Origin of the sequence: Roseivirga echinicomitans, assembly GCF_001592935.1 — a bacterium.
Lineage (GTDB): Bacteria > Bacteroidota > Bacteroidia > Cytophagales > Cyclobacteriaceae > Roseivirga > Roseivirga echinicomitans.
Genome location: NZ_LRDB01000001.1, coordinates 765923 through 791093 on the forward strand (window position 1 = coordinate 765923; position 25171 = coordinate 791093).

Sequence of the window (25171 nt, forward strand, 5' to 3'; positions counted from 1 at the left end):
ATTCTATATCTGTTCGCTCGTTTTACCGAACCTTCTTTCTCTTGTTTGGTACGAGACAATTGCCTCATATAAATGCTCTCTCCTAAAGTCTGGCCAAAGCGTATCCGTGATAAAAAACTCGGTATATGCCATTTGCCACAATAGAAAATTACTTATTCTTTGCTCACCACTTGTCCTTATCAACAACTCTGGATCAGGAATCCCCGATGTTGACAAATGGTTTTCAATAATTTCACTTGTAATGTTTTCAGCTTTTAACGCTCCACTCTCGCACTTCAGGCCTATTTGTTTCATGGCATTGGTAATGTCCCACTTACCACTATAACTCAAGGCTAAAACCAAAGTCATCCTTTTGTTTTTCGAAGTTGTTTCCATTGCTTGCGCCAATTCACGTTGACATGACTTTGGTAAACTTTCGATATCACCAATGGCAGTCAATTTGATGTCATTGTCCATCAAGGTTTTTATTTCCTTATTGATGGTGGCTACCAATAGCTGCATCAGAGCGTTAACTTCTAGCTTTGGCCTCTTCCAGTTTTCTGTTGAAAATGCGTAAAGGGTAAGGTATTCAACGCCCAACTCTGCACACCCTTCAGTAGTGTCTCTTACCGCCTTAATGGCGTTTTTATGACCAAAAACACGGGCGGCACCTTGGCTTTTTGCCCAACGGCCGTTACCATCCATGATTACGGCAATGTGTTTCGGAAGTGAGTCAAGCTTAATTTTGTTCTTCATTGTATCTGCTCCGCGAAAAAGCGAGTGCGAAGGTACGAAAATGGTTATTGTTTTTAAACCCTAATTGATTCTTTATCAGTGCTATCTAAATTTGTCTTGAGGACAGACGATTTTATAGAGTGTATAGCTAATCGATATTGACGTAAAGAACATCCAATCGTCATCGTTAGGATTGCCTCCTCTATAATCTTTGATGGAAGGAGTATTGATAGATACATTGTCTAAATCGTCTGAATTAGACTTGATTGCACTGGTTGATGCTGCCAATGTCCACCTTCTATCGATTCTATATTTGAGGCCTATGCCTATTGGTAATCTTAAATTTATTCCAGAATTATATGATGAGCCAAAGCCATCTTCTCCGGTATATTTGTAAGCGCCCACGCCAAATAAAATATAGGGTGTCCAAAACTGTTGTAGTTTTTCGTCTCGAAAATCAAGGAAATTGTATTCCCATAGAAAATCAACATTGAAAATTCGACCCTTGAAAGATGCATTTCTATTTGCTGAAAACACGTCAAATGCTTCGTCATCTGCACCTTTTAGTTTGCCATACCCAACTGAAATCCGGGTATTGAAACCATTGTTAAGGTGTTTTCTAACAAAGAACTGCGCTCCTAAAGTTGAATTCCCAAAATCATAAGCTCGGGCTACATCGCCAAGGTAGTTATAAGTGCCTAGCTCAAAACCAACTTCAGAGTCTTGTGCTCTGACACTGAAAATTGACAGTAGTAACAAAATCATCAAAGATGATTTTTTCAAAAACTTAGGTAATACAGTTTTATCCGTATGATATGCTCGCAAGCTAGATAACATTGTGATTTCGTTTCAAAAATGGCCAGTTAAATATTGTTAATTCAATTTCTGGCGTCTACCCCCCAATTCAACTTATGTCGTAAGGTATCGAAATAGCTGTTATGGGCGAACCTTACCAGCTTTGCCTCAAACGACTCTCTCTTAACGGATATTTTTACTTTATCGTCTACACTGCATGACCTTGAATCTAAAGACACCATAAAACGGTTAGTTCTTCCTTCAATTTCGAAAGTGATTTCGCTTTGGTCTGAAACTATGATTGGTCGAACATTAAGGTTATGCGGAGAAACTGGAGTTAGAATAAAGTTCTTTAACCTTGGGTGAACCAATGGTCCTCCACAACTTAAAGAGTATCCCGTTGAGCCTGTTGGGGTTGAGACAATCAAGCCATCAGCCCAATATGCATTTAAATATTCACCGTCTACATAAGTATGTACCACGATCATAGATGAAGTTTCTTTTTTAACAATGGTAAACTCGTTCAGCCCAAAATTGAAAGGAGCAAAAAGGTCTTGATTTGAATCAACATGAATCAACGATCTACTTTCTACAATATAATCTGCAGAAATGAGTGATTCAACAGCATTGTTAATCTCACCTCTAGGCGTAGTGGCTAAAAAACCAAGCCTTCCAAGGTTTATGCCCACAATCGGGGTTTCGTGTTGTGCGGTATAGGCAATGGTATCTAGCATGGTGCCATCACCTCCTAGGCTTAACACAAAGTCAATGTCCGACAGGTCATCTCCTGGTAAAATAATTTTTTCCGGATTGGCGTTTAGCTTTGCTTTTTTCAGCTGCTTCTCAAAATCTTTTGACATCGAAATATCAATAGACTTTTCGTCTAAAACCTGAAGTAAATCTTTTACACAATCAATGGCTTCAGGGGTGATGCTTTTTCCGTGGAGAGCGATTTTCATAGGCAAATTAAATGTTGAGGTATTTCATCAACATATCATAACGGTCTTGGTCATTCGACTTGATTTCAATTTCTTGAAACTTTCCAATCACTTTATACCCAAAGCGTTCGATGGAAGCACTGATATGAGAAATATCGGGCTGATTAACCTTTAGGGTTAATTTAATCCTTGAAGCATCCATGTAATCGTTGGTGATGCAGCTGCTTAAAATCTTAGCATTTTCGCCTTCAACAATTCTACTGATTTCGGCCAAAGAATAATCTCTGTAGTTCATAGAAACAATTAGAATTGCTCCTGGTTCTTGAACGGCCATTGATTGAGCAAAGCTGCTAATGGTGTCTTCAATCGTTACCACGCCCAAGAAGTTTCCATTTCTACCTAAAACAGAAACCAGCTGAACTTCATGTTCATGGGCCATTTTAATGACATCATAAAAATGCTGGTCTTCAAAAATAAAGCAGTCTTCGGCAAACAAGTCGTATTCTCGAATAGGTTTGGTAGCATCATTGTTTTCAAGAATGACATCTTCTGAAATAAGGCCCAAAAACTTTCCTTTTTCTACCACAGGTAACTGATTGGTCCGTAATTCTTCCATCCATACAATGGCCTTGTTGCCATCGTCAGTCAATTTTAAAGGAGGAATTAAATAATTAATCAGTTCTGCTGCGGTCATGCTGCTTTTTGCTCGTCTAAAAACTCTTGAAGTAATTGATTGAATCTTTCAGGGTGTTCCATCATTGGTGCATGACAACACTTATCAATGAACCTTAGTTTCGTATTAGGAATAAGCCTGTCGAACTCATGTGCCACAATGGGAGGTGTAATGGTATCATTAAGGCCCCAAATTAACAGCGTTGGTATTTTGATGTTCGGGATTTCCTTTGCCATATTGTGTCTTTGTGCAGACTTAGCAATGGCCACAATTCGCATACATTTTGGAATGCTCTTGGTGGTTTCAAACACCTCGTTTACATACTCCTCAGTAACGGTTTTAGGGTCGTAAAAAGTGTATTCTACTCTTTCTCTAATGTATTCGTAACTTCCTCTTTTTGGGAAACTTCCTCCCATGGAATTTTCAAAGAGCCCTGAACTACCCGTTAAAATCAGTCCGTTGACTTTCTCTGGATTGGCGAGCGTATAAATCAGACCTATATGGCCTCCTAATGAGTTCCCCATCAGTTTCATGCTTGTCAAACCTTTTAGCGCTACAAAGCCCTCAAGGTGTTTCACTAAGCCCTCAAGCCCAGCTTGTTTGATTGGCATTTCATAAATGGGCAGCATTGGAATCATGACTCTGTATTCTTTAGAGAATTGATTTACTACGCTTTCCCAATTACTTAAAGCCCCAAAAAGGCCATGAAGCAGTACAATTACTTCGCCTTGCCCCTCATCTATGTACTCGTACCCTTTTTCTTCTTTAATTTCTAATGCCATGTGGTCAGTTTTAGCTAACGATTTAAACAATATTATAAAAACTCACCCAATTTTTTAGCATTTCTAATCCGTACTGGGTCAAAATAGCTTCTGGGTGGAACTGGATTCCAGTTACTTTTAATTCAACATTTTCAAATGCCATTAGTTCTCCATCTTCCGTTTGGGCAATTGGAGAAAGGTCATTTGGTAAATTATGAAGTACTAACGAATGATAACGAACCACGTCAAATTCATTGGGCAAACCATTAAATATAATGGCTTCTTCGGTTTTTATGCTAGAAATTTTGCCGTGCATTGGGTATCTGGCCTTTACTAATGTAGCACCTAAATATTGACCAATGGCTTGATGTCCCAAACAAATACCGAGCATTGGCATTTGCCCAATTTTGGCTTTCACAACTTCTGATAAGATACCAGCTTTTTCTGGCTTCTCTGGCCCAGGCGATAAAACGATGCCAGAATACTTGCTGAAGTTGATACTGTCCATAGAAACATTGTTTCTTATTACTTCGGTTTTTACATTGAGTTGCCCAAAGTAGTCCACCAAGTTATAGGTGAATGAATCGAAGTTGTCTAAAATGAGTATCAAGTGATTTGTGGAGAAACCATTTCTTTAATAGAGTCCAGCATTTCTTCGGCAAAAGGCAAAACCACATTTAGGGCTTCAATTAGATTGGGGCCAAGCTTTACCAAATATGGGTAGAGCACCAAATCTTCATCTTGCCCGGGTAGCTCAATGCCAAAATTATTAGTAAGCCAAAGGAGAATGCTTAAGCCAATGGCCCATTTTGCAATACCTACAATGGCTCCAGCAAATTTATCCACTCCGCCAAGCAACGTCATATCCACCACTTTCTTCATTAATTTCCCTACCATATTCACTAGCAGAATAATGGCCAGAAAAATAACAAGAAAGGAAATGAATGGCAGGAGGTGATCCATGCCTTCTATGTGTTCTTGCAAATAGGAGATACCGATCTCCATGAGTTTAAAACCACCAATAATGGCCAAAACAAAGGCCAATATTCCGATAATTTCTAAGAGTAACCCTTTTCTAAAGCCCATTACCGCTCCAAAAATGAGCGGTATTAATAGTATGATGTCAAGGGTTTTCAATGAATTAGGCTGTCAGTAATTGCTTCACTAAAGTTGAAATGGTTTTGCCATCCGCTTTTCCAGCGAGGGCTTTAGAGGCTGCGCCCATCACTTTACCCATATCCTGAGGACCAGAAGCACCTAGCTGAGCAATGATTTTTTGAAGTTCAGCTTTCACTTCTTCCTCGGTAAGCTGCTTTGGTAAATACTTTTCGATGACCTCAACTTCTGCCATTTCAACGGCATAAAGGTCTTCTCTATTCTGTTCTTTATAAATTTGCGCAGAGTCCCTTCTTTGCTTCACGGCTTTTACCAAAAGCTTCATTTCAGCATCAGCCGAAACTCCTTCAGTATTTCCTTTTTCAGTTTCAGCCAAAAGAATCATTGATTTGACTGCCCTCAAGGCTTTCAGGTCATCTTTACGCTTTTCAAGCATTGCACTTTTAATATCTGCGTCAATCTGTTGTTTTAGGCTCATCTCAAAATTTTTACGATCAATGAAATCATTAACTTGCGGGCAAAGTTATGCAAATAAAAATATTCCATGACTAAGCTTAGTGTCAACATCAACAAGATAGCCACAATTCGGAATGCCCGTGGTGGAAATAACCCCAATGTAGTGCAGGTGGCAAAAGACTGCGAACGCTTTGGTGCTCAGGGAATTACTGTGCATCCACGTCCAGATGAACGCCACATTACCAGACAGGATGTGTACGATTTGAAGAAAGTAGTAACAACTGAATTCAATATTGAGGGCTATCCTGACGAACGCTTTATGGCCATGGTGAAAGAAGTGAAGCCAGAACAGGCCACACTAGTACCTGACCCTCCGGGAGTCCTTACTTCAAATGCAGGTTGGGATACCGTTGTCCATGAAGAATTTCTGAAAGGAGTGATTTCGGAATTAAAAGCTGTAGGGATACGTGTCTCTATTTTCGTAGCACCTGAAATTGATATGATTGAAGGAGCTGCCAAAGTTGGCACTGATCGTATTGAACTTTATACCGAAATGTATGCTTCGACTTATGAGGAAGACAAAGTTAAAGCGATTGCCGATTATAAATTGGCAGCAGCCAAGGCGAAGGAATTAGGACTTGGAATAAATGCAGGCCACGATTTAGATTTAAAGAATTTAGCCTACTTGAAACAAGAAATTCCTTTTATGGATGAGGTCTCCATTGGGCATGCCTTGGTTTGTGATGCGCTATATTTAGGTTTAGAAAATACTATTCAACTTTATTTAAGAGAATTAAAATAATGCAAGAACTCTATTTCAGAGAATTGGGCGAAGGCCAACCATTAATAATACTTCATGGTTTGTTGGGTACATCAGACAACTGGCTTACATTGGGTAAAAAGTATGCTGAATATTATAAGGTATACATTCTAGACCAGCGGAATCATGGCCAGTCTTTTCATGACGATGAGTTTTCTTATCCGGCTATGTCGGAGGACTTGCTCAACTTTATGGATAATCATAACATTGAAAAGCCTCACATTTTGGGGCATTCAATGGGAGGAAAAGTAGCGATGACTTTTGCTACGGAGCACCCTAGCAGAGTGGACAAATTGATTATAGCCGATATTGGGCCCCAGTCATACCCCCCACATCACACCCTTATTTTCAAAGGTTTATTCTCATTAGATCTTCCCAGCTTGAGTTCGAGAAAAGAAGCAGATGAAAAGTTAGCTGAATACATTCCAGAGTTTGGAGTGCGCCAGTTTTTGCTGAAAAACTTAGCGAGGAGCAACGATGCATTCGAGTGGAAAATGAACTTAGATGTAATTGCAAAAGAAATTGATAAAGTTGGTTTAGGTCTAAATCATAATTCCGTTTATGATGGAAGCACACTTTTTATCAGGGGTGGAAAGTCGGATTATATAACGGATTCTGACTTCAATTTAATCCATTCCATTTTCAAGAAAAGTAAAATAGAAACCATAGAAGGCGTAGGGCATTGGCTTCATGCCGAAAAGCCAGAAGAATTTTTAAATCTCACTTTAGATTATTTGCAAAATGGGTAGTGGACAAGTTTTTATGATTCCGAATGTGATTTCGGCCGATACCCAGCAAGCGGTTATTCCCGAACAAGTGCGTGAAGCCATTCTTAAGTGCGACTTGTTTTATGTAGAGGATTTGCGAACTGCCAGAAGGTACCTCAGTTCGTTGAGGCTTGGTTTAGTGATTGAAGAACTTCAATTTGAGATTTTGAATAAAAAAACCTCCTACGAAGATTGTTTCGAATTGATACAACCCGCCATTTCTGGAAAAAACATTGGTATTATATCAGAGTCGGGTTGCCCTGGTGTAGCCGATCCTGGTGCCCGATTGGTTCATATGGCGCATCAGTTTGGAGTGAAAGTCAATCCCTTGGTTGGTCCATCTTCGATACTTCTGGCCTTAATGGCGAGTGGTTTCAATGGTCAGTCTTTTACCTTTCATGGCTACTTGCCAATCGACAGAAAAGAACGTCAGCAGGCCATTAGAGATTTGGAAAAGGAATCTAATCTGAAGAACATTACTCAGATCTTTATGGATACGCCTTACCGAAACGAAGCCTTATTGACAGACATTCTAAAAGTGGCTAGAAAGGAAACTTTCTTATGTGTAGCCAAAGATATTTCTGGGGCTAGCGAACACATTATTTCAAAATCAGTGGGCAAATGGAAGGCCTCTGATATAGATATGAAGAAGACGCCTGCTATCTTTCTGCTTTACAGCAGTTAGTATTACTGAACATTTGTTTTCATAATAAAATCAAAAGCCTATTTTTGCGCTCCAATATTTGAATAAACTAACATTATAATATGTCATACCTATTTACATCTGAGTCAGTTTCCGAAGGACACCCTGATAAAGTTTCCGATCAAATTTCCGATGCACTCATCGATAACTTCTTGGCTTTCGATCCTGATTCTAAAGTAGCTTGTGAAACCTTAGTGACCACAGGTCAGGTGATTTTGGCAGGTGAGGTAAAGTCTAAAACTTACCTTGATGTTCAGAGAATTGCTAGAGACGTAATCGAGAGAATTGGTTATACAAAAGCTGAATATCAGTTTGATAGCAAGTCTTGTGGTGTGCTCTCAGCCATTCACGAGCAGTCTCAAGACATTAATCAAGGAGTTGACAGGGCCAACAAAGAAGAGCAAGGCGCTGGTGACCAAGGTATGATGTTCGGCTATGCTACGAAAGAGACAGAGAACTACATGCCTTTGGCATTAGACCTTTCTCATAAAATTCTTCAAGAATTAGCAGACCTAAGAAGAGAATGTAAAGAAATTCCTTACCTAAGACCAGACGCAAAATCTCAGGTAACAATTGAATATTCTGACGACAACGTGCCGTTGAGAATTGATAGTATTGTGGTTTCTACACAGCACGATGATTTTGCTGGAGATGAAGAAATGTTGGCGACTATCCGTAAGGACATCATCAATATCTTGATCCCAAGAGTGATGGCGAAATTACCAGCGAATCTTCAAGCATTGTTCAATGGTCAGATCAAATACCACATCAACCCAACTGGAAAGTTTGTGATTGGTGGGCCACACGGTGATACTGGTTTAACAGGAAGAAAAATTATTGTAGATACTTACGGTGGAAAAGGTGCTCATGGTGGAGGTGCATTCTCTGGAAAGGACCCTTCAAAAGTAGACCGTTCTGCAGCTTATGCTACACGACATATCGCTAAGAACTTAGTGGCTGCAGGTGTAGCTGACGAGGTGTTAGTACAAGTTTCTTACGCTATTGGAGTAGTTGAGCCAATGGGTATTTTCATCTCTACTTACGGTACTGCACACGTAGACATGACCGATGGCGAGATTGCTAAAAAAGTATCTGAAGTGTTCGATATGCGTCCTTATGCAATTGAAACTAGACTGAAATTAAGAAACCCAATGTATCTTGAAACTGCGGCTTATGGCCACATGGGTAGAAAGAACGAAATAGTAAAGAAAAGCTTCATCGGTGCTGATGGAATGTCGCATGAGAGAGAAGTGGAATTATTTACTTGGGAAAAATTAGATTATCAAGATCAAGTAAAGGCAGCTTTCGGGCTTTAAGCTTTACTTCATAAATATTAACCCAAAGCCCGATTCATTGAATCGGGCTTTTTATTTAACTAGCAGCTATGGAACATAATTTAAGAGAAACGATTCTTTCCGCCTTTGAGCGCTTTATGATGATGCCCGAAAATGAAGCCAATTTAAGGCTGGCTGCTGATAAATGGTCGATTCAAGAAATTGTGGGGCATATGATCGATTCAGCTTCCAATAACCATGCGCGAATTGTGAAAGCACAATCTACGGATGACTTGATTTTTGAAGGCTACGATCAAGTGGCTTGGGTAGAAAACCAAAATTATGCAGGTGCGCAATGGCATGATTTGATCATTCTATGGAGACAGTACAACCTACATATCGATTACATTGTGGGCCAAATTCCTGACAAGGTGTTAACAAAGGAAAGGTCAAATCATAACCTCGATAAGATTGCTTGGAAACCTGTTCCAGCAGATCAGCCCACAACGCTTGAATATTTCATCAATGATTATATCAAGCACTTAAAACATCATCTGGGTCAGATTGAGGAGATTATCTCTAACACCTGAGATAACAAAAAAGGAATTGTCAAATGGGTTGACAATTCCTTTTTTGTTGAGTGATGATGCTATTCAGTTAATCTGAAATTTTCACGCTTTCATTACCAATAATAATTGGAGGTAAATCGTAACGTTTTTCTTCTGGGCCATTTTCTAATTTCAGTACTCCTCTTGGGCAAACCGCAGAACAAACCCCGCAGCCCACACAACTCGCACGGACAATATTTTGCCCTTTCTGAGCATAAGCCCTTACATCAATACCCTGCTCACAATAGGTAGAGCAGTTTCCGCAAGAAATACATTGGCCACCATTCGTGGTAATCCTAAATTTAGATTTGAAGCGTTGAATAATGCCCATATAGCCTGCCATTGGGCAGCCAAAACGACACCAAACACGGTTGCCAAGCATGGGGTAGAAACCAACCCCAATGATTCCTGAGAAGATGGCTCCAATAAAGAAACCATAAGGTTTTTGGAATTTAGAATAGATATCGAGCCCAAAAACGGAACTGGTACCTGTGAAATATCCATAGAGCGTAACGGCCGTCATTACAAAAACGAATATCATCACACTGTGAATGAGCCAACGTTCAAGTTTCCAAGCACCCAGTTTTTTTGAAGAAAGGTGACGGAATGGATCTCCTGCAGTTTCGGCCAAACCACCACAACCACATACCCAAGAGCAATACCAACGCTTACCAATCAAGTAGGTTAAAACTGGAGTTCCAACTAAGAATAAGGCCATACCAGCGATTAAATAAATCATTCCAACGGGCTGATAGGCTTCTTCCTGCATTGCGTCTAAATGATAGCTATAAAAGAAGTCGTAATCGAGTGGCCAGACGTTTTTAATGTCAGCATCATAATAGCCAGCATATTCGCCAGCCGTGGTGGTCACATCATTATAATTAAGCGCTGCTAAAATTTCAGGGATAGTATAAGCAAAAACCAGTTGGGCAATCATCACCGAAATGGTTCTTATAAGTTGATAACGATTATGTCTGTATTTGAAAATGAACTTCATACCTAAAGCCAAAATGGCGATGGTATAAAGGGTTCCATACATAAACCATTGACTCGCAGGGCGGCCTTTTATGGCCATGCTCAGCGGGTCGAAAAGTGCGACCAAGCCTTGATTTTCGCCACTCTGAACAAAACCTACATAGCCAGGAAACCAATACAACAGGATATAAAAGCCTGTAAGCAAAATGCCAACTGCCCAAGCAAATGCGCCCCGGCTGGTCAATGAAAAATGCCAAACTCCGTTGTTTTTAATTCCTTCAGGTTGCTTCAAATAACTTCGAGCGCCATAAACGGTGGTTCCGCCTATCATGGAAATGATGGCGATGGGCATAAATATAGCTGCATCTAAGGCTACATTGGCCCAAGCGGCTAAGAGTATTAGCACTCCAAAGCAGGCCACCACTAAGGCTACTTTTTGGATTACATCTGTATCTTCTGGATGCGGGTTCGAGATGGATAAATTCGGTTCTGTAGTCGACATTATTGTCTATTTGAATTATGATACAAAGTCTAAAATGCGTTTCCAGCTTTTCTTTTTAAGCTGAATATTTTTGCCGTTTTCACGATTGAATTGTGCGATGATTTCGGCCTCATAGGTTTTATAAAGCTCTGGATCAAAGTTGGCGTCCTTTAAGTGCTCAAGCACATAATCGACTGTTCTCCCTTCCTTAAACCATTTATCAAAGGCATGGTGTCGAAGTCTAAAGCCTAAATTGTTTACGCCCAACAGTTTCCCAGTAGATTTTTCCCAGCGCAGTCGAAGGCAGATTTTTCCATTCTTATGCTCCCAGTAAAAGTCGTTTTCATTGTCTTTCGCTTTCGCCCAAACCCAACCATAGGTTTGGTATTCTATATCTAAGAATTTAGCAGAGTTGAACCAATGACCAGGTTCATATTTGGTCGGTTTATCGCATAATGTTCTGGCGAGCGCTTCGCCCATCATTCGGCCAGTATACCAAACTTGTTCTATGCTTTTTCTTTCTCCATTCGGCTCTAAAAATTCAGCACAATCGCCAAGCGCATACACATTGTCAATGTTGGTTTTAAGGAATGGATCAACTAAAACGCCTCTTTTTGTTTCAATTCCTGAACCTTTTAAAAGCCCGATATTAGGAGAAACACCCACGGTGAGCCCTACGAATTCACATTGAATAGTTTCACCTGTTCCAGTAATTACTGCTTTTACACGGCCGTTTTCATCTGAAATAATTTCTTTTAATTCGGTCGCCAGCCGTAGGTCTATATGATGTTCTTTGATGTGGCGGTTGATCATTTGAGATTCTCCGTAGGGTAGAACATTGTCCCAAAAGCTTTCTTCCCTCACTAAAAATGTAACTGGAATATTTCTGGAGCGAAGCATTTCGGCCATTTCAATACCAATCAAGCCTCCTCCGACAATGACGGCTCGGGAAAGGTTCTTGGTATTGGCTTCCATGGTTTCCAAATCTTGATAGCTGTAAAGTCCTTGTACGCCTTCTAAATCTTGGCCCGGCCAGCCAAATTTATTGGGTTTAGATCCTGTGGCAATTACCAACTTATCATATCCCATAGTTTCTCCATCGGAAAAATGGAGGGTTTTACCATCAGTGTCTACTTTTTCTACAAAGGCACGCTTCAGATCGATCCTGTTTTTTTCCCAAAACCAATCCTCATAAGGTTTGGTGTGCTCGTATTTCATATGGCCCATGTAAATGTACATCAGCGCAGTTCTAGAAAAGAAATGGTCGGTTTCAGCAGAAATGACAGTGATTTTATGGTCACTGAGTTTGCGTACATGGCGGGCTGTGGTGATACCCGAAATGCCGTTTCCTATAATTACAATGTTATGCATAGCTGGATGATAATACCCAAGTTGAGGTTTTTAGTTGCTTGAACATGTCGTTTTTATGACGGTAATACAAACTCTTATCAAGTCAGGGTTTAGCTTTTGTTGAATTTAAGGAATTAATGCCGCATGTCTAACCTCGCCCTTGCTAAATGAGTGAACATATTTATCTTGAACCAGTATTAATGATAGGTCATGCAACCTTTTACATTGGTGGCCATCTTTAGGCCAGATTTAAGTTTTAAGAAAATGAAAATATTATTAAGAATTTCGAGACCCACTTTACTTGCTGCTGTTATGGTAATGTTTGCCATGACCGCTTTTGGGCAAGCCAAGCAGAAAAGAGAAATATCTGGCGTTAGAGAGTTGAGCGTAAGCAATGCTTTTGCAGTTGAAATCCGAGTTGGAAATCAAGAGTCTTTAGAAATAGAGATTGATGAGGACTACATGGATGATGTAATCACAGAAGTAAGAGGAGGCCGATTGACCATCAAAATGAGAGACCAATCGGGCCGAAGAGGCTACAGAATGAGAGAAACCCCAAGGGCTTATCTTACTGTAAAGTCGCTAGAATCAATTTCTGCCAGTGGTGCGGTTTCTATCAAAACTATGCAGACTTTAGAAAGTAGTAAAATGAGCATTGATCTTTCTGGAGCTTCATCTCTAAATTTAGATTTGGATGTGAATGATTTGAACCTAGAAGTTTCAGGTTCATGTGTAATCAACTTGAAAGGTAGGGCCGATAAACAAACTGTTAAAATTACGGGTGCGTCCACTTACAGTGCTTATGACCTTCAGAATAAAATTGCAGACTTGCGTATTTCTGGTGCCAGCAATGCAAGGGTTAATGTTTCTGAAAGATTAGAAGCCAATGTTTCTGGAGCCTCTAGTGTTCGTTACCGTGGAAGTGCTTCCGTAGATTCAGATACTTCTGGCGCTTCAAGTGTAAGAAAAGGAGAGTAATATTTTTGGACCCTGCTCCATGAAAATTATAGAGATTCCGAGAATTCGGAACAGAATGATAAAAAGTCCCTTTCGAAAGGGACTTTTTATTTGCCCTTAAATTTTTGAATTAGCTGTCTGGCCGCATTCAGCGCAGGTAAAGAACCAGTTTTAACGGCTTTAGTGATTTCAGGGAGGCTGTTTTTTACAGCATCGTTGGTGTAAAATTCCTGTTCCAATAGGGCACTAATGTTTTCCTTCATCCAGTTCAAATTCTGAGCCTTTCGGTTGATATCAAAATAACCGTTGGTTTGGGTGTGACGGACGTATTTCTCCATCATCTCCCATATTTCAGACAAGCCAGTGTTTTGTAATGCAGAACAGGTTTTTACTTCGGGAATCCAACCCGATTCAGAAGCAGGGAACAAGTGAAGTGCATTTTGATATTCGATTCTGGCCCGTTTTGCGGCTTTAATATTGTCTCCATCCGCTTTATTAATGACTACCGCATCGGCCATTTCCATGATGCCTTTTTTTATGCCTTGCAGTTCATCGCCTGCTCCTGCGAGCATCAGTAGTAGGAAAAAATCCACCATGCCGTGCACCAAAGTTTCTGATTGGCCAACACCCACGGTTTCAATAAAAATAACATCGAAACCGGCCGCTTCGCAAAGCAACATGGCTTCTCTGGTTTTTCCGCTTACTCCACCAAGTGCAGTGCCCGATGCCGATGGACGGATAAAGGCTTTAGGGTTTCTGGCCAAAGTTTCCATTCTGGTCTTATCGCCCAAAATACTGCCTTTGCTCAGTTGGCTGCTAGGGTCAATGGTAAGGACCGCTAAGTTTTTGTTCTGCTGTGTTAGAAACTCACCAAAGGATTCGATGAAAGTGCTCTTTCCAACACCGGGAACTCCCGTAATGCCAATGCGAATGGCTTTGCCTGCATGCGGAATAATGTTCTCCAACAATGCTTGCGCCAGCTCAATATCCGATGGTAAATTACTTTCCACCAAAGTAATGGCACGGCTCAAAATCAGGCGATCGGAATTTAAAATTCCGTCCGTATAGGCTTTTACACTAAGTCTTTTTGATCTCAACATCTTCAGTACCCAAAGTAATAATTATTTAACTTGGCCAAACATGATTGTCGAACAAACCGATCAAATATCCTTAAGGAAACTCAATGGCATTTAAAAAACTTGGAAAACGGATGCTGCTTTGGCCATTAGGGCTTCTGTTTCTGCTGATGACAATACTCTACTTTAGGCCGCAAACGGCACGTTTATTCTACCCTAAAGAGGTTTCAAACATTAGCCCGATTGAGGCGAAGAGCTTAATTCAATCCCAAAGGCTACTGATCTTGGATGTTCGAGAACAGTCGGAATATGAAGTCAGTCATTTGTCGGGAGCAAAACGTTTTACGCCCGAATTGCTGAAAAACATTGAACCCGATACCGAGATTTTGGTGTATTGTACCGTAGGGGTTCGAAGTGCGAGTTTGGCAAAGGAACTTCAGGCCCAAGGTTTTTCGAATGTGCATAACATTGATTTGGGCATTGTAAACTGGAAAAACGAAGGTTTTGAACTGGTAGACAATAAAGGACAAGCCACTGAAAAAGTACACGTATACAAGGGCATCTTTGGCCTTTGGTTGAAAAAAGGAGAAGTGGTTAAGTAAGATATATGGGAAAAGCATTACTCATCATTTTTGTAAAAAATCCAGCGTTGGGAAAGGCTAAAACCCGCTTGGCCGCCACGGTAGGAGAAGAGGCCGCTTTGGCGATTTATAAACGTCTGTTGGAGCGCACTAACTCCATAACCCAACCTTTACCGGTTGATAAAACAGTGTTTTATGATCAGGCTTTAGGTGAAAATGATTTGTGGTCCGAGGGTGGGTTTTCCAAAGCGCTTCAAACCAATGGTGACTTAGGTGAAAAAATGCTGGCTGCCGTTCAATCGGCTTTTCAACAGGGCTATGAAAGAATTTGCGTCATTGGTAGCGACTGCTACGACTTAACTACTGACATCTTGGAGCAAGCTTTTTCTGCCCTCGAAAAGCATGATGCTGTGATTGGCGAAGCCGTAGACGGGGGCTATTACCTGATTGGAATGAATCGCTTAATGACTGATGTATTTCAAAACAAGAAATGGAGTACCGAAGAGGTTTTCCCTTCTACCATTCAAGATTTTAAGAATAAAGGGCTTTCGTATTTTGAACTCCCTGTTTTAAATGATGTTGATACTGAAGAAGACTTGGGCGATTGGGCCCAGGATATTTTGAAAGAACATATAAAGGAGTAATCATGAAAGCTATTGTCAATTTACTGTTGCTCGTTTTTATCAGTACTGCTTGCAGTACTCCACAGGGTTCGGTTCAAGACCAATATGTGCCGAAAGCGCATTTCAACCAAAATTGGGCGATGGATAAACTGTGGGAAGATGGCTTGGCCGAAGTAGCGCATTACCGTGCAGAAATGAATATTTATGGAAAAACCAGAAGTTTCGATCAGGTTTTTGTTACCGTAAAAGAAGAGTTCAACAAGGAGTGGAATGTGAAGACGGACGACTATAAAAGAGACGATCTTTTTAGCGTGATGAAGGTGAACAAGTTCGCTCGGATTGAAACCGATAACTATCCTTACCATTATCTCAGCAGTCTTTTCTTTAAAAGAGATCAACCCGACCAATTGTATAAAATGACACATACAGGTCAGGAATGGTGCGGCAATACCTTCAAACAGTTTTTAATTGAAGGGGCTAATTACGCTTATGATTACAATAGTTATTTTGACGGGAAGGGTGATGGTGAAATAGAAATTAGCGGCACCGATTTTTTATGGGAAGACCAGTTGAGTTATGCGCTCAGGGCTTTAAAGTTTGAAGATGGATTAACCTTCGAGAACAAGGTGGTGGAAAGTCAAATCAACACCAAAGTGAGGACGCCAATCATTTATAATGCTCAGTTTTCTGTAGTCGAAAAAAGTGATTCTTGGCAAGTGGAAGTAAAGCTTGACGCAGAAAAAACGAACGTTTACTTATTTGAAAAGGAATACCCCAACCTTTTGCGCTCCCAACAGTCATGGAATGGCTACAAGTTGGAACTGGATTCTGTAAGCAGATATCAATATTGGAGGTAAACTTTTAACTTGGGGCCACAAAGGAAAAAGCCATGTCGAACCTGATTATTACCGCACTTTATATTTATCCAATTAAGTCATTGGCGGGCATTGAAGTGGCAAAATCAAAAGTAGAAAGCCGTGGTTTTCAAAACGACCGCAGGTTCATGTTGGTCGATGAAAACAATCAATTCATCACCCAGCGCAAATACGCTAAAATGGCTTTGCTTCAGCCAGAATTGACGGCTTCAGAAATTATAGTTCGACACAAAACAGAAGTGGTAAGCCCGCTAAAAATCAGTTTGACTGAACCCAATACTTCTCCCGAAATGGTGACCATTTGGGACGATACCTGCCCTGCAAAACCGGTGAGTCCCGAAGCAGACGAATGGTTCAGTGCTGTTTTAGGAATGAAGTGCAGACTGATGTACATGCATGATGACTCCATCCGCCAAGCCGACCAGCGCTATGCCATTAACGAAGCCGACAAAGTCAGCTTTGCCGATGGCTATCCTTACCTGATGATCAGTGAAGAGTCCATAGCCCAATTGAATGCAAAGCTTGACGAGCCAATGGACATGAGAAGGTTCAGGCCGAGCATCGTTTTTAAAGGTGGAAGGGCTCACGAGGAAGATGAGATAAGAAAGGTGTTTTGCAACGGCATTGAAATGTATGGCGTAAAACCCTGTGCGCGTTGTGTAATGACCACCGTGAATCCTGACACTTCTGAAAAAGGGAAAGAACCGCTAAAAACCCTCAGCACTTATCGTCAGATTGGTAACAAAATACTTTTTGGCGAGAACTTTATTGCCACCAGCGAGGGTGAATTAAAGGTGGGGTATTTGCTCAAAGTGTTGGAGAGAAAGATACCTTCCTTGTAAGATTATACGGGTTTTTTCACCCTCGATTTTTTAACTAAAAACTTTGCTAAGCCAACTTATACTACTAGTGGAGTAAAACTATCAAAGCCTGATTTGAATATTATCATGAAAAGTGTATTAAAATTAACTAATCGAGGGGGAAAAAATATTCTTTGAAAAAATGCTTCTCTTCTGGTCTATAGACCAAAAGAGATGTAATTTTTTTGTTTCTTATTTTTAATACCAATACATCATAAATATCTTCCTCGAAGTAAGATGTTGTATCTACTCTATGACTGTAGTTTGTAATGAAAGCATCATTGAACCTTATAACAAATTGGTCTTTGTCTTGGCTGTCCGATATGATCAGTGTTCTATTTTGTATACCTTCGATATCTTTAAGCTCTATTAATAGATTTTCTACACAAGAAGTACAAGAGCCTCCTGAAAAATAAACGATAATGTCTTTTTCTTCAGGAAGTTTGGATAGTATAGCTTTATCCACCGCTAAGCTATAATCAAAGGATGACTTTAGAAACGAATTCTTAATTCTTAAGCTGTCACTTTGAGACTCATATAAGTATACTTCCTTTTTGAACCTTTTAGTATTTCTAAAGTTCAAAAAACTAATGGTAATTATTATCACACTTAAAACAGAGACAAGTAATTTAGAATTCACGGCTTATCTGGGTTTAGTGGGTACGTATATATATTGTATGGTTCTTCATTTGGGAAGAACACATAAAATTGTTTGTGTATATTGTCGTAAGCAAAAGAGCCAATTCTGCCGTTATGATCTAGAGTATACTGTTCCAAGGGGTTTCCGTCCCAGTCAAACACTTGTATTTTACCTTCATCAATTCCTCTTTTTGAGGTGTAAATCTTGTTTTCAACTGCTTCTAACGAAGAAAAATATCGCTCCATACCTGATGGAAATATTTCCTTTTCAGGAGGGGGAAGTAGCTTTTCCCTTGGGCTGATAATAGTGGAATTAATATAATTTCCTTGTAGGTCAAAGAAATTCAATTCATTTAAGAATGTAGGAGCTGCAACAAATTTCCTTTTCTTTTTATTGAGAGCTACAAAAGAGCTATATATCAAGGATTTTGCATAATCACTCACTGGTACTTGAAGTTCTGGGACAAAGGGCGTATGCACAACTCTAGAGTTAGAGTAATTGTATATCACAAACCTGCCTCCAGTTTCAGGTCTTGCCAGTAAAAGAGAATCATCCTTGTAGAATAAAAGCACAAGAATATCATTTATTTCGGGGATACGCTCTTGAGTAATCGCGTCATTTTTACCCTCAATCACCTTTAAAACATTTATTTTAGAAGTGCGTCTTGTTGCTATGTCGTATAATGTTACTACAGGTGAATCATTTTCTTCATCATAAGAGATTTGCTTCAATAAATTTGGCATTTCAAACTCATTTGGACCCGAACCCTGCGTACCAAATTCGGCAAGAAGTTGATGACTGTTAGTGCTATAGATTTTGATAAAAGGGCTTTCTCTTTTCTGAATCACCAGAAATGTGTCCACTACAACAAGATTTGCCCATCTGGTGGTAATTTCTATGTCTTTTGCAGGCGTACCCGAAATTGTTGCTGTTTTAGGGAATTCTTTGACGATTATGTCTTGATTAGAAGCATCACTTCCAGGTGAGCCACAACTGGCGAAAATGAATAATAGGAGACAGATGCAGGTTTTGAGTTTAAGTGACATAGTTGACCCGTTAATTTCAGCAAATGTTACTGAATTTTTATTTTTTGTACATAAAAATTAGGATCAATATACGTTTATACACTTATTTTATTCTGAAAACGACAATAAAAAATGAGCTGCCTTTTTACAAAAGCAGCTCATTTGATTTAATAAATTCTTATCTATTCTTAGTGCGCCAGAGATTTCTCTTTGTGCTTTTTGATTTGTCTACGTAAGGCTTCAGTACAATGATCGGTTGCGGCCTCGAACGAACCGTTGGTTTTTTCAGCAAAAAGCTGGTCGCCCGGAACGTTCAATTTAATCTCAACCGTTTTGTTTTCAATCCCCTCATTATTCACTCTTAAAATGACTTCAGCGTCTATAGTACGTTCATAAAAGGTATCTAACTTATCTAATTTCTTCTGAATAAAGTCGGTCAATTTGTCGTCTGCAACGAAGTGGATTGATTGAATTTGTACTTTCATAATCGTAATGTTTAAGGGTTAAAACTTAAGCTTTAGGGTGCGCCTGATCAAAAACTGATTTCAATTTTTCAAGCGAATTGTGTGTATAAACCTGCGTTGCCGCCAAACTGCTGTGCCCTAAAAGATCTTTCACAGCGTTTAGGTCTGCGCCTTTGTTTAAAAGGTGCGTGGCAAATGTATGCCGCAAGGCATGGGGACTTTTCTTCTCGGTAGAAGAAACCATATTCAGGAAACTATTTACTATTCTGTAAATCATCATCGGATATGCCTTGTCTCCTTTGTTGTTTACGAGTAAAAACGCATTTGGATTGCCTCCAAACACATGATTTTTCTCATTTTTATATTGAGTGATAAGGCCAAGAAGTGGTGCCGCAATGGGTATTATCCGCTCTTTGTTTCTCTTACCCAATACTTTAAGTGTGTTTTGATGGTGGTTAATATCGGAATCTTTGAGGCCAATTAATTCTGATAATCTTATGCCTGTTCCGTAAAGTAATTCAATAATTAGCTTTTGTCTTAGTCCTTCAAAGTCATGAGTGAAATCAAACTTGTCTAAAAGGTTAACCAATTCTTTTTCATCGGCAAAGCTGGGTAGGTCTTTTTGGGTTTTGAGTAATCGAACTTTGATAGTTGGATCCTTCTCGATTTCGCCTCGCTTGATTAAGAATTTATAATAAGACCTGAGGCTAGCAATTTTTCGGTTCACGGTGCGGGGAGAAGTGCCAGCGTCCATTAAAGATAGTACCCAGGAGCGCACCATAATTTGAGTGGCCGAACGAAGGTCACTGCATTTAAATTTTTCCGAAATGTAATTTGTGAATTGCGCGAGATCTGATTGATAGGAAATAACAGTATGCTTACTGTATCTTTTCTCGAACGATATGTATTTAAGGAATGAATCAACCATGCTAGTACTGCGCATTTGCAAACAGTACTAACATAGTGATTAAATATGATTAGAAAAAGTAAGCCTTAGTAGTTGTCGTTGGCGTACATTTTTTCTTTGTAAGCAGCTTTGATCTTTTCAGCTCTATTAGCAACTGAAGGTTTCTGGTAAGCTTGTCTTGCTCTTAGCTCTTTCAAAACTCCCGTTCTTTCAAACTTCTTTTTGAACCTTTTTAGAGCTCTGTCGATAGATTCGTTTTCTTTTACGTTTATAATAATCATAATCCTTGAAACACCTCCCTTCAAATTGGACTGCAAAAATAGAGGTTTTTTTTTCTAAACCACTGATTTCCACAAAAAAAGGACAGCTAAATGGCCACCCTTTGTTTTTTTATAAGAATATCTATCGATTTACTTCAAAAGTGCCCTTGCAATAACAAGCTTTTGAATTTCCGAAGTGCCCTCACCAATAGTACAAAGCTTAGAATCTCGGTAGTATTTCTCTACTGGGTAATCCTTGGTGTAGCCATAACCACCAAAGATCTGAACGGCTTCATTTGAAAACTCAACGGCACATTCAGAAGCATAATATTTTGCCATGGCCGATGCCTTGGTCACGTTCTTCCCTTCATTTTTTAGCTGAGCAGCCTTAAAAGTTAAAAGCTTTGCAGCTTCTAGCTTTGTAGCCATGTCAGATAGTTTGAAAGAGATTCCTTGGAAGTTGAAAATAGGTTGGTTGAACTGCTCTCTTTCCTGAGAGTATTTCAAAGCGGCTTCAAAAGCTCCTTCAGCAATACCTAAACTAAGAGCGGCAATGGAAATTCTACCTCCGTCCAAAACTTTCATTGACTGAATAAAACCATGACCGACTTCACCCAAAACATTTTCTTCAGGAATACGGCAATCTTCAAAAATCATTTCTGCTGTCTCTGAGCTACGCATGCCCAGCTTATCTTCTTTCTTTCCTCCTTTAAAACCAGGAGTGCCTCTTTCTACCACAAAAGCGGTCATTCCATGAGAATCACCTATTTCGCCAGTACGAACAATCACCACGGTAATATCACTGCTTTTGCCATGCGTAATCCAGTTTTTGGTACCGTTAATTACCCATTCGTTGCCTTCTTTTTTAGCAGTGGTTTTCATGTTTCCTGCATCCGACCCTGTGTTGGGTTCAGTTAAGCCCCAAGACCCAATCCATTCAGCAGTAGCCAATTTTGGCAACCATTTTTTCTTTTGTGTTTCGTTACCAAACTGAAGGATATGACCAGTACACAAGGAGTTGTGAGCAGCCATTGAAAGTCCAATTCCCGGATCGAGTTTGGTCAACTCCATAATAGCAGTGATATATTCATCGTAGCTAAAACCAGAACCACCGTATTCTTGAGGCACCACAACGCCCATAAGGCCGAGCTCACCCAATTTTTTCAATACGTCTACCGGGAAGGTTTGGTCATCGTCCCACTTATTTCTAAAAGGAGTTATTTCTTTCTCTCCAAAATCCTTGATCATGCTAGCGATCATGGTTTGGTTTTCGTTCAGCTCAAAATCCATGGTTGTAATATTTTGTGAAAATTACGCAATTTCATTAACCGAACAAACGATCGTTAGGCAAAATCGTTATCGAATTTTTTGGTTCATTTAACGAAGTAGACAGAAAGCTTGTCGAAAGTGAAGATGTCGAATAGGGTCAATCTGTTATCTTTGAACATGTTCAATACGGAAAACATGAATAAGATTTTAATTACAGGCGGAGCAGGCTTTATAGGAAGCCATTTGGTGAGGCTTTTTGTGAAGAAATACCCAAATTATTCCATTTACAATTTGGATGCACTCACTTATGCAGGTAACCTTGAAAACTTGAAGGATATTGAAGAAGAGGCGAATTACACTTTTATAAAAGGAGATATTAATGATGCTGATTTCTTAGATGATATTTTCAAAGAGCATCAGTTTGATGCGGTGATCCACTTGGCTGCTGAGTCTCATGTCGATCGTTCAATTACCGATCCTTTGGCTTTTGTGAAAACCAATGTAATGGGTACCGTAAACCTTTTGAATGCAGCCAAAAATACTTGGTTGGGAAACTTCGATAATAAACTTTTCTACCACGTTTCTACTGACGAGGTGTATGGCTCTTTAGGCGAAACTGGTTATTTTTTGGAAACCACTTCTTACGATCCACAATCACCCTATTCGGCATCAAAAGCCAGTTCAGATCATTTTGTTAGGGCTTATTCCAATACATATAAAATGCCGATTGTAGTTTCTAACTGTTCCAATAATTACGGTCCTTTTCAGTTCCCAGAAAAGCTGTTGCCTTTGTGCATCAACAATATAAAGAACAGTAAAGCTTTGCCTATTTACGGCAAAGGTGAAAATATCAGAGATTGGCTTTTTGTAGAAGATCATGCCAAGGCCATTGACATGATTTTCCATAAAGGACAACAGGGGGAAACCTATAACATCGGTGGCTTTAACGAATGGAAGAACATTGACATTGTGAAGATACTTTGCAAAGTAATGGACAAGAAGTTGGGCAGGGCCGAAGGTACTTCTGAAAAGTTGATTACCTACGTAACCGATAGAGCTGGTCACGATATGCGCTATGCAATTGACGCTAATAAGATTAAAGAAGAATTGGGTTGGGAACCATCCTTACAATTTGAAGAGGGAATGGAAAAAACCGTAGATTGGTATTTGGCCAATGAAGAGTGGTTGAACAACGTAACTTCAGGACAGTATCAGTCATATTATAATAATCAGTACAAAGACTAATTATGAAAGGAATTATACTCGCAGGAGGCTCAGGGACAAGGTTGCATCCCTTAACATTAGCGGTTAGTAAGCAGCTGATGCCAGTGTATGACAAGCCAATGATTTACTATCCATTGTCAATATTGATGATGGCTGGAATTAAAGAGATTCTGATTATCACTACGCCCCATGACAATGTGCTCTTCACGAAATTGCTCGGGGATGGTAGTCAATTAGGATGTAATTTTCAGTATGCGGTGCAAGAAAACCCTGAAGGTTTGGCGCAGGCCTTTATTATTGGAGAAGAATTTATTGGAGAAGAAAAAGTGGCCTTGGTATTGGGTGATAACATTTTTTACGGTTCAGGTTTGCCTAAACTACTTCAATCAAATACCGAAGTAGAAGGTGGTGTGGTATATGCGTACCGCGTTTCTGATCCGGAACGATACGGGGTGGTGGAGTTTGATGAACAAATGAATGCTTTGAGCATTGAAGAAAAACCTGCTGAGCCTAAATCCAATTACGCAGTTCCTGGTCTTTATTTCTATGATAACCGTGTGGTAGAAATTGCCAAGAATTTGAAGCCTAGCTCAAGAGGAGAGTTGGAAATCACGGATGTAAACAAAGAATATTTATCCAAGGGCGAACTTAAAGTGAGCATCCTCGATAGAGGTACTGCTTGGTTGGATACAGGCACTTTCGAATCTTTAATGCAAGCGGGGCAGTTTGTTCAAGTAATTGAAGAGAGACAAGGTTTTAAGATCAGCTGTATCGAAGAAATTGCCTACAGAATGAAGTTTATTTCTAAAGAACAATTGGAAGAAATTGCTAGACCTTTAGTTAAATCGGGTTACGGGCAGTACCTATTGAGCTTGTTGAAATAGCTACTCATTATATATAAGAGTAAGCAAAGTTTCACCCACCGCATTTAGTGTGGCTTTACTTATAGCATCCATATTATCCTGTGCAGTGTGGTGCTCAGGGAAGAAGCTCTTTTGTGCTTTTCTATAGTCCATAATATCAATCATCGGAATCCGAGCATATTTATTTACATAGACATGGTCATCTATAAGGCCATTTTGTAGTGCACTTTCCATTTTGAAATATTTCTGATGGCCAAGCTGATGGGCTGTTTCCCAAACTTGGGTAAGTACTCGACCAGCATTTTCTTGCGAAACCCCATCATAATAAAAAGTGGCGTCTTTCGCCCCGACCATATCAAGGAGCACTCCATAATAAGCCGTATAATTAGGGATGTGTTTGTTTTTACTCCAATATTGAGAGCCCAGACACCACCAAGAGTCTTTGCCTCCAGTCATTCTTCCGTAATCTTCTCCAGCATCTCCCCAGTCTTCGCCATCGAACAAAATGATGTCGATACCTACTTCTGGATTTTTTACTGAACTAATAATTCTTGCCACTTCCAGTAAAATCCCAACTCCACTTGCTCCGTCATTTGCACCATCGAACTGAGCCTTTTTGTCCTCGGAGTCGCTATCCGCAAATGGTCGGGTGTCCCAATGAGCAGCCAATAGTAGGCGCTTTTTCTTCTCTGGATTAAAGCTTGCGATGATGTTCTTGAGTTCGATTTTAACTCCATTGTATGTGTCTTCTTCAAACTCTTGGAGGTAAACTTTTGCTCCGTACGATTTAAATTTCTCTTCAAACCATTGGCCTGCAGCTTTGTGTGCCTCGGAATTTGGAATCCGTGGACCAAAATCTACCTGCTTTTGAATAAAGAAATAGGCAGAGTCCACGTTCAATGCTGGGGCAGCAACAAGCGTTTTTGTATTGCCCTTTTCACTTTGTTGGGAACACCCTAATAGGGAACAAAGAATAACAAGTAAGAAGAGGAAACTCAGTTTATGGCGTATGATCATTTTCGCTTTGCGTTTTGTCCAAAATAATATACGCTGACGTTAAAATCTATCTCTCAGACATTTATTTGATTTGAATAAAAAAAACATTAATTTTGCATC

Annotated in this window: 30 protein-coding genes; 12 read left to right on the top strand and 18 right to left on the bottom strand. The window is 39.8% G+C overall.

What is annotated here, in order from left to right:
* Positions 1-3: 3 nt before the first annotated feature.
* From AWN68_RS03240 to AWN68_RS03275, 8 genes are all read right to left on the bottom strand, one after another.
* A complete protein-coding gene (locus AWN68_RS03240; RefSeq protein WP_068411314.1) occupies positions 4-735 on the bottom strand; it encodes an isoprenyl transferase in 732 nt (243 codons plus the stop codon).
* 81 nt (positions 736-816) lie between these two features.
* Positions 817-1479 (bottom strand): type IX secretion system protein PorG, encoded by a 663-nt coding sequence (porG, locus tag AWN68_RS03245; protein ID WP_157716058.1) that lies wholly within the window; start codon positions 1477-1479, stop codon positions 817-819.
* A 113-nt stretch (positions 1480-1592) separates the two neighbouring features.
* Complete coding sequence (locus tag AWN68_RS03250) at positions 1593-2468, bottom strand: NAD kinase (RefSeq protein WP_068411317.1); 876 nt, start codon at positions 2466-2468, stop codon at positions 1593-1595.
* 7 nt (positions 2469-2475) lie between these two features.
* Entirely contained in the window at positions 2476-3141 is a 666-nt protein-coding gene (locus AWN68_RS03255; RefSeq protein ID WP_068411318.1) for a CBS domain-containing protein, read from the bottom strand.
* Entirely contained in the window at positions 3138-3902 is a 765-nt protein-coding gene (locus tag AWN68_RS03260) for an alpha/beta fold hydrolase (RefSeq protein ID WP_068411320.1), read from the bottom strand. The genes AWN68_RS03255 and AWN68_RS03260 overlap by 4 nt, the downstream gene beginning before the upstream one ends.
* 22 nt (positions 3903-3924) lie before the next feature.
* Positions 3925-4491 carry an anthranilate synthase component II gene (locus AWN68_RS03265; RefSeq protein ID WP_068411321.1) on the bottom strand — a complete coding sequence of 189 codons (567 nt, stop codon included), beginning with the start codon at positions 4489-4491 and terminating at the stop codon, positions 3925-3927.
* Complete coding sequence (locus tag AWN68_RS03270) at positions 4488-5018, bottom strand: CvpA family protein (RefSeq protein ID WP_157716059.1); 531 nt, start codon at positions 5016-5018, stop codon at positions 4488-4490. The genes AWN68_RS03265 and AWN68_RS03270 overlap by 4 nt, the downstream gene beginning before the upstream one ends.
* Positions 5019-5022: 4 nt before the next feature.
* The gene (locus AWN68_RS03275; protein WP_068411325.1) at positions 5023-5475 is read right to left on the bottom strand and encodes a GatB/YqeY domain-containing protein; all 453 of its coding nucleotides are present in this window, start codon (positions 5473-5475) and stop codon (positions 5023-5025) included.
* 66 nt (positions 5476-5541) lie between these two features.
* On the opposite strand from AWN68_RS03275, the gene AWN68_RS03280 reads away from it, so the two are divergent.
* The 5 genes from AWN68_RS03280 (at position 5542) to AWN68_RS03300 (ending at position 9607) form a co-directional block, all read left to right on the top strand.
* The gene (locus AWN68_RS03280) at positions 5542-6255 is read left to right on the top strand and encodes a pyridoxine 5'-phosphate synthase (RefSeq protein ID WP_068411328.1); all 714 of its coding nucleotides are present in this window, start codon (positions 5542-5544) and stop codon (positions 6253-6255) included.
* Complete coding sequence (locus AWN68_RS03285) at positions 6255-7022, top strand: alpha/beta fold hydrolase (protein WP_068411329.1); 768 nt, start codon at positions 6255-6257, stop codon at positions 7020-7022. The genes AWN68_RS03280 and AWN68_RS03285 overlap by 1 nt, the downstream gene beginning before the upstream one ends.
* Positions 7015-7725, top strand: a complete 711-nt coding sequence (locus AWN68_RS03290) for an SAM-dependent methyltransferase (protein ID WP_068411330.1) — start codon at positions 7015-7017, stop codon at positions 7723-7725. The genes AWN68_RS03285 and AWN68_RS03290 overlap by 8 nt, the downstream gene beginning before the upstream one ends.
* 80 nt (positions 7726-7805) lie before the next feature.
* Entirely contained in the window at positions 7806-9059 is a 1254-nt protein-coding gene (gene metK, locus AWN68_RS03295; protein ID WP_068411331.1) for a methionine adenosyltransferase, read from the top strand.
* 68 nt (positions 9060-9127) lie between these two features.
* Positions 9128-9607: a DinB family protein gene (locus AWN68_RS03300; RefSeq protein ID WP_068411334.1), complete on the top strand. Its 480-nt coding sequence runs from the start codon at positions 9128-9130 to the stop codon at positions 9605-9607.
* 67 nt (positions 9608-9674) lie between these two features.
* Here AWN68_RS03300 and AWN68_RS03305 read toward each other — a convergent pair whose 3' ends face one another.
* Positions 9675-11102, bottom strand: coding sequence for a 4Fe-4S binding protein (locus tag AWN68_RS03305; RefSeq protein WP_068411336.1), 1428 nt, complete (start codon positions 11100-11102; stop codon positions 9675-9677).
* A 15-nt stretch (positions 11103-11117) separates the two neighbouring features.
* Positions 11118-12452 carry an NAD(P)/FAD-dependent oxidoreductase gene (locus AWN68_RS03310; RefSeq protein WP_068411338.1) on the bottom strand — a complete coding sequence of 445 codons (1335 nt, stop codon included), beginning with the start codon at positions 12450-12452 and terminating at the stop codon, positions 11118-11120.
* A gap of 243 nt (positions 12453-12695) precedes the next feature.
* On the opposite strand from AWN68_RS03310, the gene AWN68_RS03315 reads away from it, so the two are divergent.
* Entirely contained in the window at positions 12696-13409 is a 714-nt protein-coding gene (locus AWN68_RS03315) for a head GIN domain-containing protein (protein WP_172796023.1), read from the top strand.
* Positions 13410-13495: 86 nt separating this feature from the next.
* Here the strand turns inward: AWN68_RS03315 and meaB are convergent, their stop codons facing one another.
* Positions 13496-14488 carry a methylmalonyl Co-A mutase-associated GTPase MeaB gene (gene meaB / locus AWN68_RS03320; protein WP_068411341.1) on the bottom strand — a complete coding sequence of 331 codons (993 nt, stop codon included), beginning with the start codon at positions 14486-14488 and terminating at the stop codon, positions 13496-13498.
* A gap of 83 nt (positions 14489-14571) precedes the next feature.
* Between meaB and AWN68_RS03325 the strand changes: the two genes are divergently transcribed.
* From AWN68_RS03325 to AWN68_RS03340, 4 genes are read left to right on the top strand one after another with little or no spacing between them, the layout of a single operon-like run.
* Positions 14572-15066 carry a rhodanese-like domain-containing protein gene (locus AWN68_RS03325; RefSeq protein ID WP_084362741.1) on the top strand — a complete coding sequence of 165 codons (495 nt, stop codon included), beginning with the start codon at positions 14572-14574 and terminating at the stop codon, positions 15064-15066.
* Between the two features lie 5 nt (positions 15067-15071).
* Entirely contained in the window at positions 15072-15689 is a 618-nt protein-coding gene (locus AWN68_RS03330) for a TIGR04282 family arsenosugar biosynthesis glycosyltransferase (protein WP_068411343.1), read from the top strand.
* Positions 15690-15691: 2 nt separating this feature from the next.
* Entirely contained in the window at positions 15692-16525 is an 834-nt protein-coding gene (locus AWN68_RS03335; RefSeq protein ID WP_068411345.1) for a hypothetical protein, read from the top strand.
* Positions 16526-16557: 32 nt separating this feature from the next.
* The gene (locus tag AWN68_RS03340) at positions 16558-17385 is read left to right on the top strand and encodes an MOSC domain-containing protein (RefSeq protein WP_245657930.1); all 828 of its coding nucleotides are present in this window, start codon (positions 16558-16560) and stop codon (positions 17383-17385) included.
* A gap of 127 nt (positions 17386-17512) precedes the next feature.
* On the opposite strand, the gene AWN68_RS03345 is transcribed toward AWN68_RS03340, so the two are convergent.
* From AWN68_RS03345 to AWN68_RS03370, 6 genes are all read right to left on the bottom strand, one after another.
* Positions 17513-17986, bottom strand: a complete 474-nt coding sequence (locus AWN68_RS03345; protein ID WP_157716060.1) for a hypothetical protein — start codon at positions 17984-17986, stop codon at positions 17513-17515.
* Between the two features lie 53 nt (positions 17987-18039).
* A complete protein-coding gene (locus tag AWN68_RS03350; protein WP_068411350.1) occupies positions 18040-19089 on the bottom strand; it encodes a BF3164 family lipoprotein in 1050 nt (349 codons plus the stop codon).
* 167 nt (positions 19090-19256) lie between these two features.
* Positions 19257-19553, bottom strand: coding sequence for a ribosome hibernation-promoting factor, HPF/YfiA family (gene hpf / locus AWN68_RS03355; RefSeq protein ID WP_068411352.1), 297 nt, complete (start codon positions 19551-19553; stop codon positions 19257-19259).
* 25 nt (positions 19554-19578) lie between these two features.
* Positions 19579-20475 (bottom strand): tyrosine-type recombinase/integrase, encoded by an 897-nt coding sequence (locus AWN68_RS03360; protein ID WP_245657932.1) that lies wholly within the window; start codon positions 20473-20475, stop codon positions 19579-19581.
* 50 nt (positions 20476-20525) lie between these two features.
* Positions 20526-20720: a 30S ribosomal protein S21 gene (rpsU, locus tag AWN68_RS03365; RefSeq protein WP_068411356.1), complete on the bottom strand. Its 195-nt coding sequence runs from the start codon at positions 20718-20720 to the stop codon at positions 20526-20528.
* Between the two features lie 129 nt (positions 20721-20849).
* Positions 20850-21989 carry an acyl-CoA dehydrogenase family protein gene (locus AWN68_RS03370; RefSeq protein WP_068411358.1) on the bottom strand — a complete coding sequence of 380 codons (1140 nt, stop codon included), beginning with the start codon at positions 21987-21989 and terminating at the stop codon, positions 20850-20852.
* Positions 21990-22163: 174 nt separating this feature from the next.
* On the opposite strand from AWN68_RS03370, the gene rfbB reads away from it, so the two are divergent.
* Together rfbB and rfbA are read left to right on the top strand one after the other, a co-directional pair.
* Complete coding sequence (rfbB, locus tag AWN68_RS03375) at positions 22164-23213, top strand: dTDP-glucose 4,6-dehydratase (protein WP_068411508.1); 1050 nt, start codon at positions 22164-22166, stop codon at positions 23211-23213.
* A gap of 2 nt (positions 23214-23215) precedes the next feature.
* A complete protein-coding gene (rfbA, locus tag AWN68_RS03380; protein ID WP_068411360.1) occupies positions 23216-24076 on the top strand; it encodes a glucose-1-phosphate thymidylyltransferase RfbA in 861 nt (286 codons plus the stop codon).
* Here the strand turns inward: rfbA and AWN68_RS03385 are convergent, their stop codons facing one another.
* Positions 24077-25072: a M28 family peptidase gene (locus tag AWN68_RS03385; RefSeq protein ID WP_068411362.1), complete on the bottom strand. Its 996-nt coding sequence runs from the start codon at positions 25070-25072 to the stop codon at positions 24077-24079.
* Positions 25073-25171 lie beyond the last annotated feature (99 nt).

Bases quoted from the DNA above. Each gene is read 5' to 3' on its own strand.
- AWN68_RS03240 (WP_068411314.1), bottom strand. From the start codon at position 735: ATGAAGAACAAAATTAAGCTTGACTCACTTCCGAAACACATTGCCGTA.
- porG (WP_157716058.1), bottom strand. From the start codon at position 1,479: ATGATTTTGTTACTACTGTCAATTTTCAGTGTCAGAGCACAAGACTCT.
- AWN68_RS03250 (WP_068411317.1), bottom strand. From the start codon at position 2,468: ATGAAAATCGCTCTCCACGGAAAAAGCATCACCCCTGAAGCCATTGAT.
- AWN68_RS03255 (WP_068411318.1), bottom strand. From the start codon at position 3,141: ATGACCGCAGCAGAACTGATTAATTATTTAATTCCTCCTTTAAAATTG.
- AWN68_RS03260 (WP_068411320.1), bottom strand. From the start codon at position 3,902: ATGGCATTAGAAATTAAAGAAGAAAAAGGGTACGAGTACATAGATGAG.
- AWN68_RS03275 (WP_068411325.1), bottom strand. From the start codon at position 5,475: ATGAGCCTAAAACAACAGATTGACGCAGATATTAAAAGTGCAATGCTT.
- AWN68_RS03280 (WP_068411328.1), top strand. From the start codon at position 5,542: ATGACTAAGCTTAGTGTCAACATCAACAAGATAGCCACAATTCGGAAT.
- AWN68_RS03285 (WP_068411329.1), top strand. From the start codon at position 6,255: ATGCAAGAACTCTATTTCAGAGAATTGGGCGAAGGCCAACCATTAATA.
- AWN68_RS03290 (WP_068411330.1), top strand. From the start codon at position 7,015: ATGGGTAGTGGACAAGTTTTTATGATTCCGAATGTGATTTCGGCCGAT.
- metK (WP_068411331.1), top strand. From the start codon at position 7,806: ATGTCATACCTATTTACATCTGAGTCAGTTTCCGAAGGACACCCTGAT.
- AWN68_RS03300 (WP_068411334.1), top strand. From the start codon at position 9,128: ATGGAACATAATTTAAGAGAAACGATTCTTTCCGCCTTTGAGCGCTTT.
- AWN68_RS03305 (WP_068411336.1), bottom strand. From the start codon at position 11,102: ATGTCGACTACAGAACCGAATTTATCCATCTCGAACCCGCATCCAGAA.
- AWN68_RS03310 (WP_068411338.1), bottom strand. From the start codon at position 12,452: ATGCATAACATTGTAATTATAGGAAACGGCATTTCGGGTATCACCACA.
- AWN68_RS03315 (WP_172796023.1), top strand. From the start codon at position 12,696: ATGAAAATATTATTAAGAATTTCGAGACCCACTTTACTTGCTGCTGTT.
- meaB (WP_068411341.1), bottom strand. From the start codon at position 14,488: ATGTTGAGATCAAAAAGACTTAGTGTAAAAGCCTATACGGACGGAATT.
- AWN68_RS03325 (WP_084362741.1), top strand. From the start codon at position 14,572: ATGGCATTTAAAAAACTTGGAAAACGGATGCTGCTTTGGCCATTAGGG.
- AWN68_RS03330 (WP_068411343.1), top strand. From the start codon at position 15,072: ATGGGAAAAGCATTACTCATCATTTTTGTAAAAAATCCAGCGTTGGGA.
- AWN68_RS03335 (WP_068411345.1), top strand. From the start codon at position 15,692: ATGAAAGCTATTGTCAATTTACTGTTGCTCGTTTTTATCAGTACTGCT.
- AWN68_RS03340 (WP_245657930.1), top strand. From the start codon at position 16,558: ATGTCGAACCTGATTATTACCGCACTTTATATTTATCCAATTAAGTCA.
- AWN68_RS03350 (WP_068411350.1), bottom strand. From the start codon at position 19,089: ATGTCACTTAAACTCAAAACCTGCATCTGTCTCCTATTATTCATTTTC.
- hpf (WP_068411352.1), bottom strand. From the start codon at position 19,553: ATGAAAGTACAAATTCAATCAATCCACTTCGTTGCAGACGACAAATTG.
- AWN68_RS03360 (WP_245657932.1), bottom strand. From the start codon at position 20,475: ATGCGCAGTACTAGCATGGTTGATTCATTCCTTAAATACATATCGTTC.
- rpsU (WP_068411356.1), bottom strand. From the start codon at position 20,720: ATGATTATTATAAACGTAAAAGAAAACGAATCTATCGACAGAGCTCTA.
- AWN68_RS03370 (WP_068411358.1), bottom strand. From the start codon at position 21,989: ATGGATTTTGAGCTGAACGAAAACCAAACCATGATCGCTAGCATGATC.
- rfbB (WP_068411508.1), top strand. From the start codon at position 22,164: ATGAATAAGATTTTAATTACAGGCGGAGCAGGCTTTATAGGAAGCCAT.
- rfbA (WP_068411360.1), top strand. From the start codon at position 23,216: ATGAAAGGAATTATACTCGCAGGAGGCTCAGGGACAAGGTTGCATCCC.
- AWN68_RS03385 (WP_068411362.1), bottom strand. From the start codon at position 25,072: ATGATCATACGCCATAAACTGAGTTTCCTCTTCTTACTTGTTATTCTT.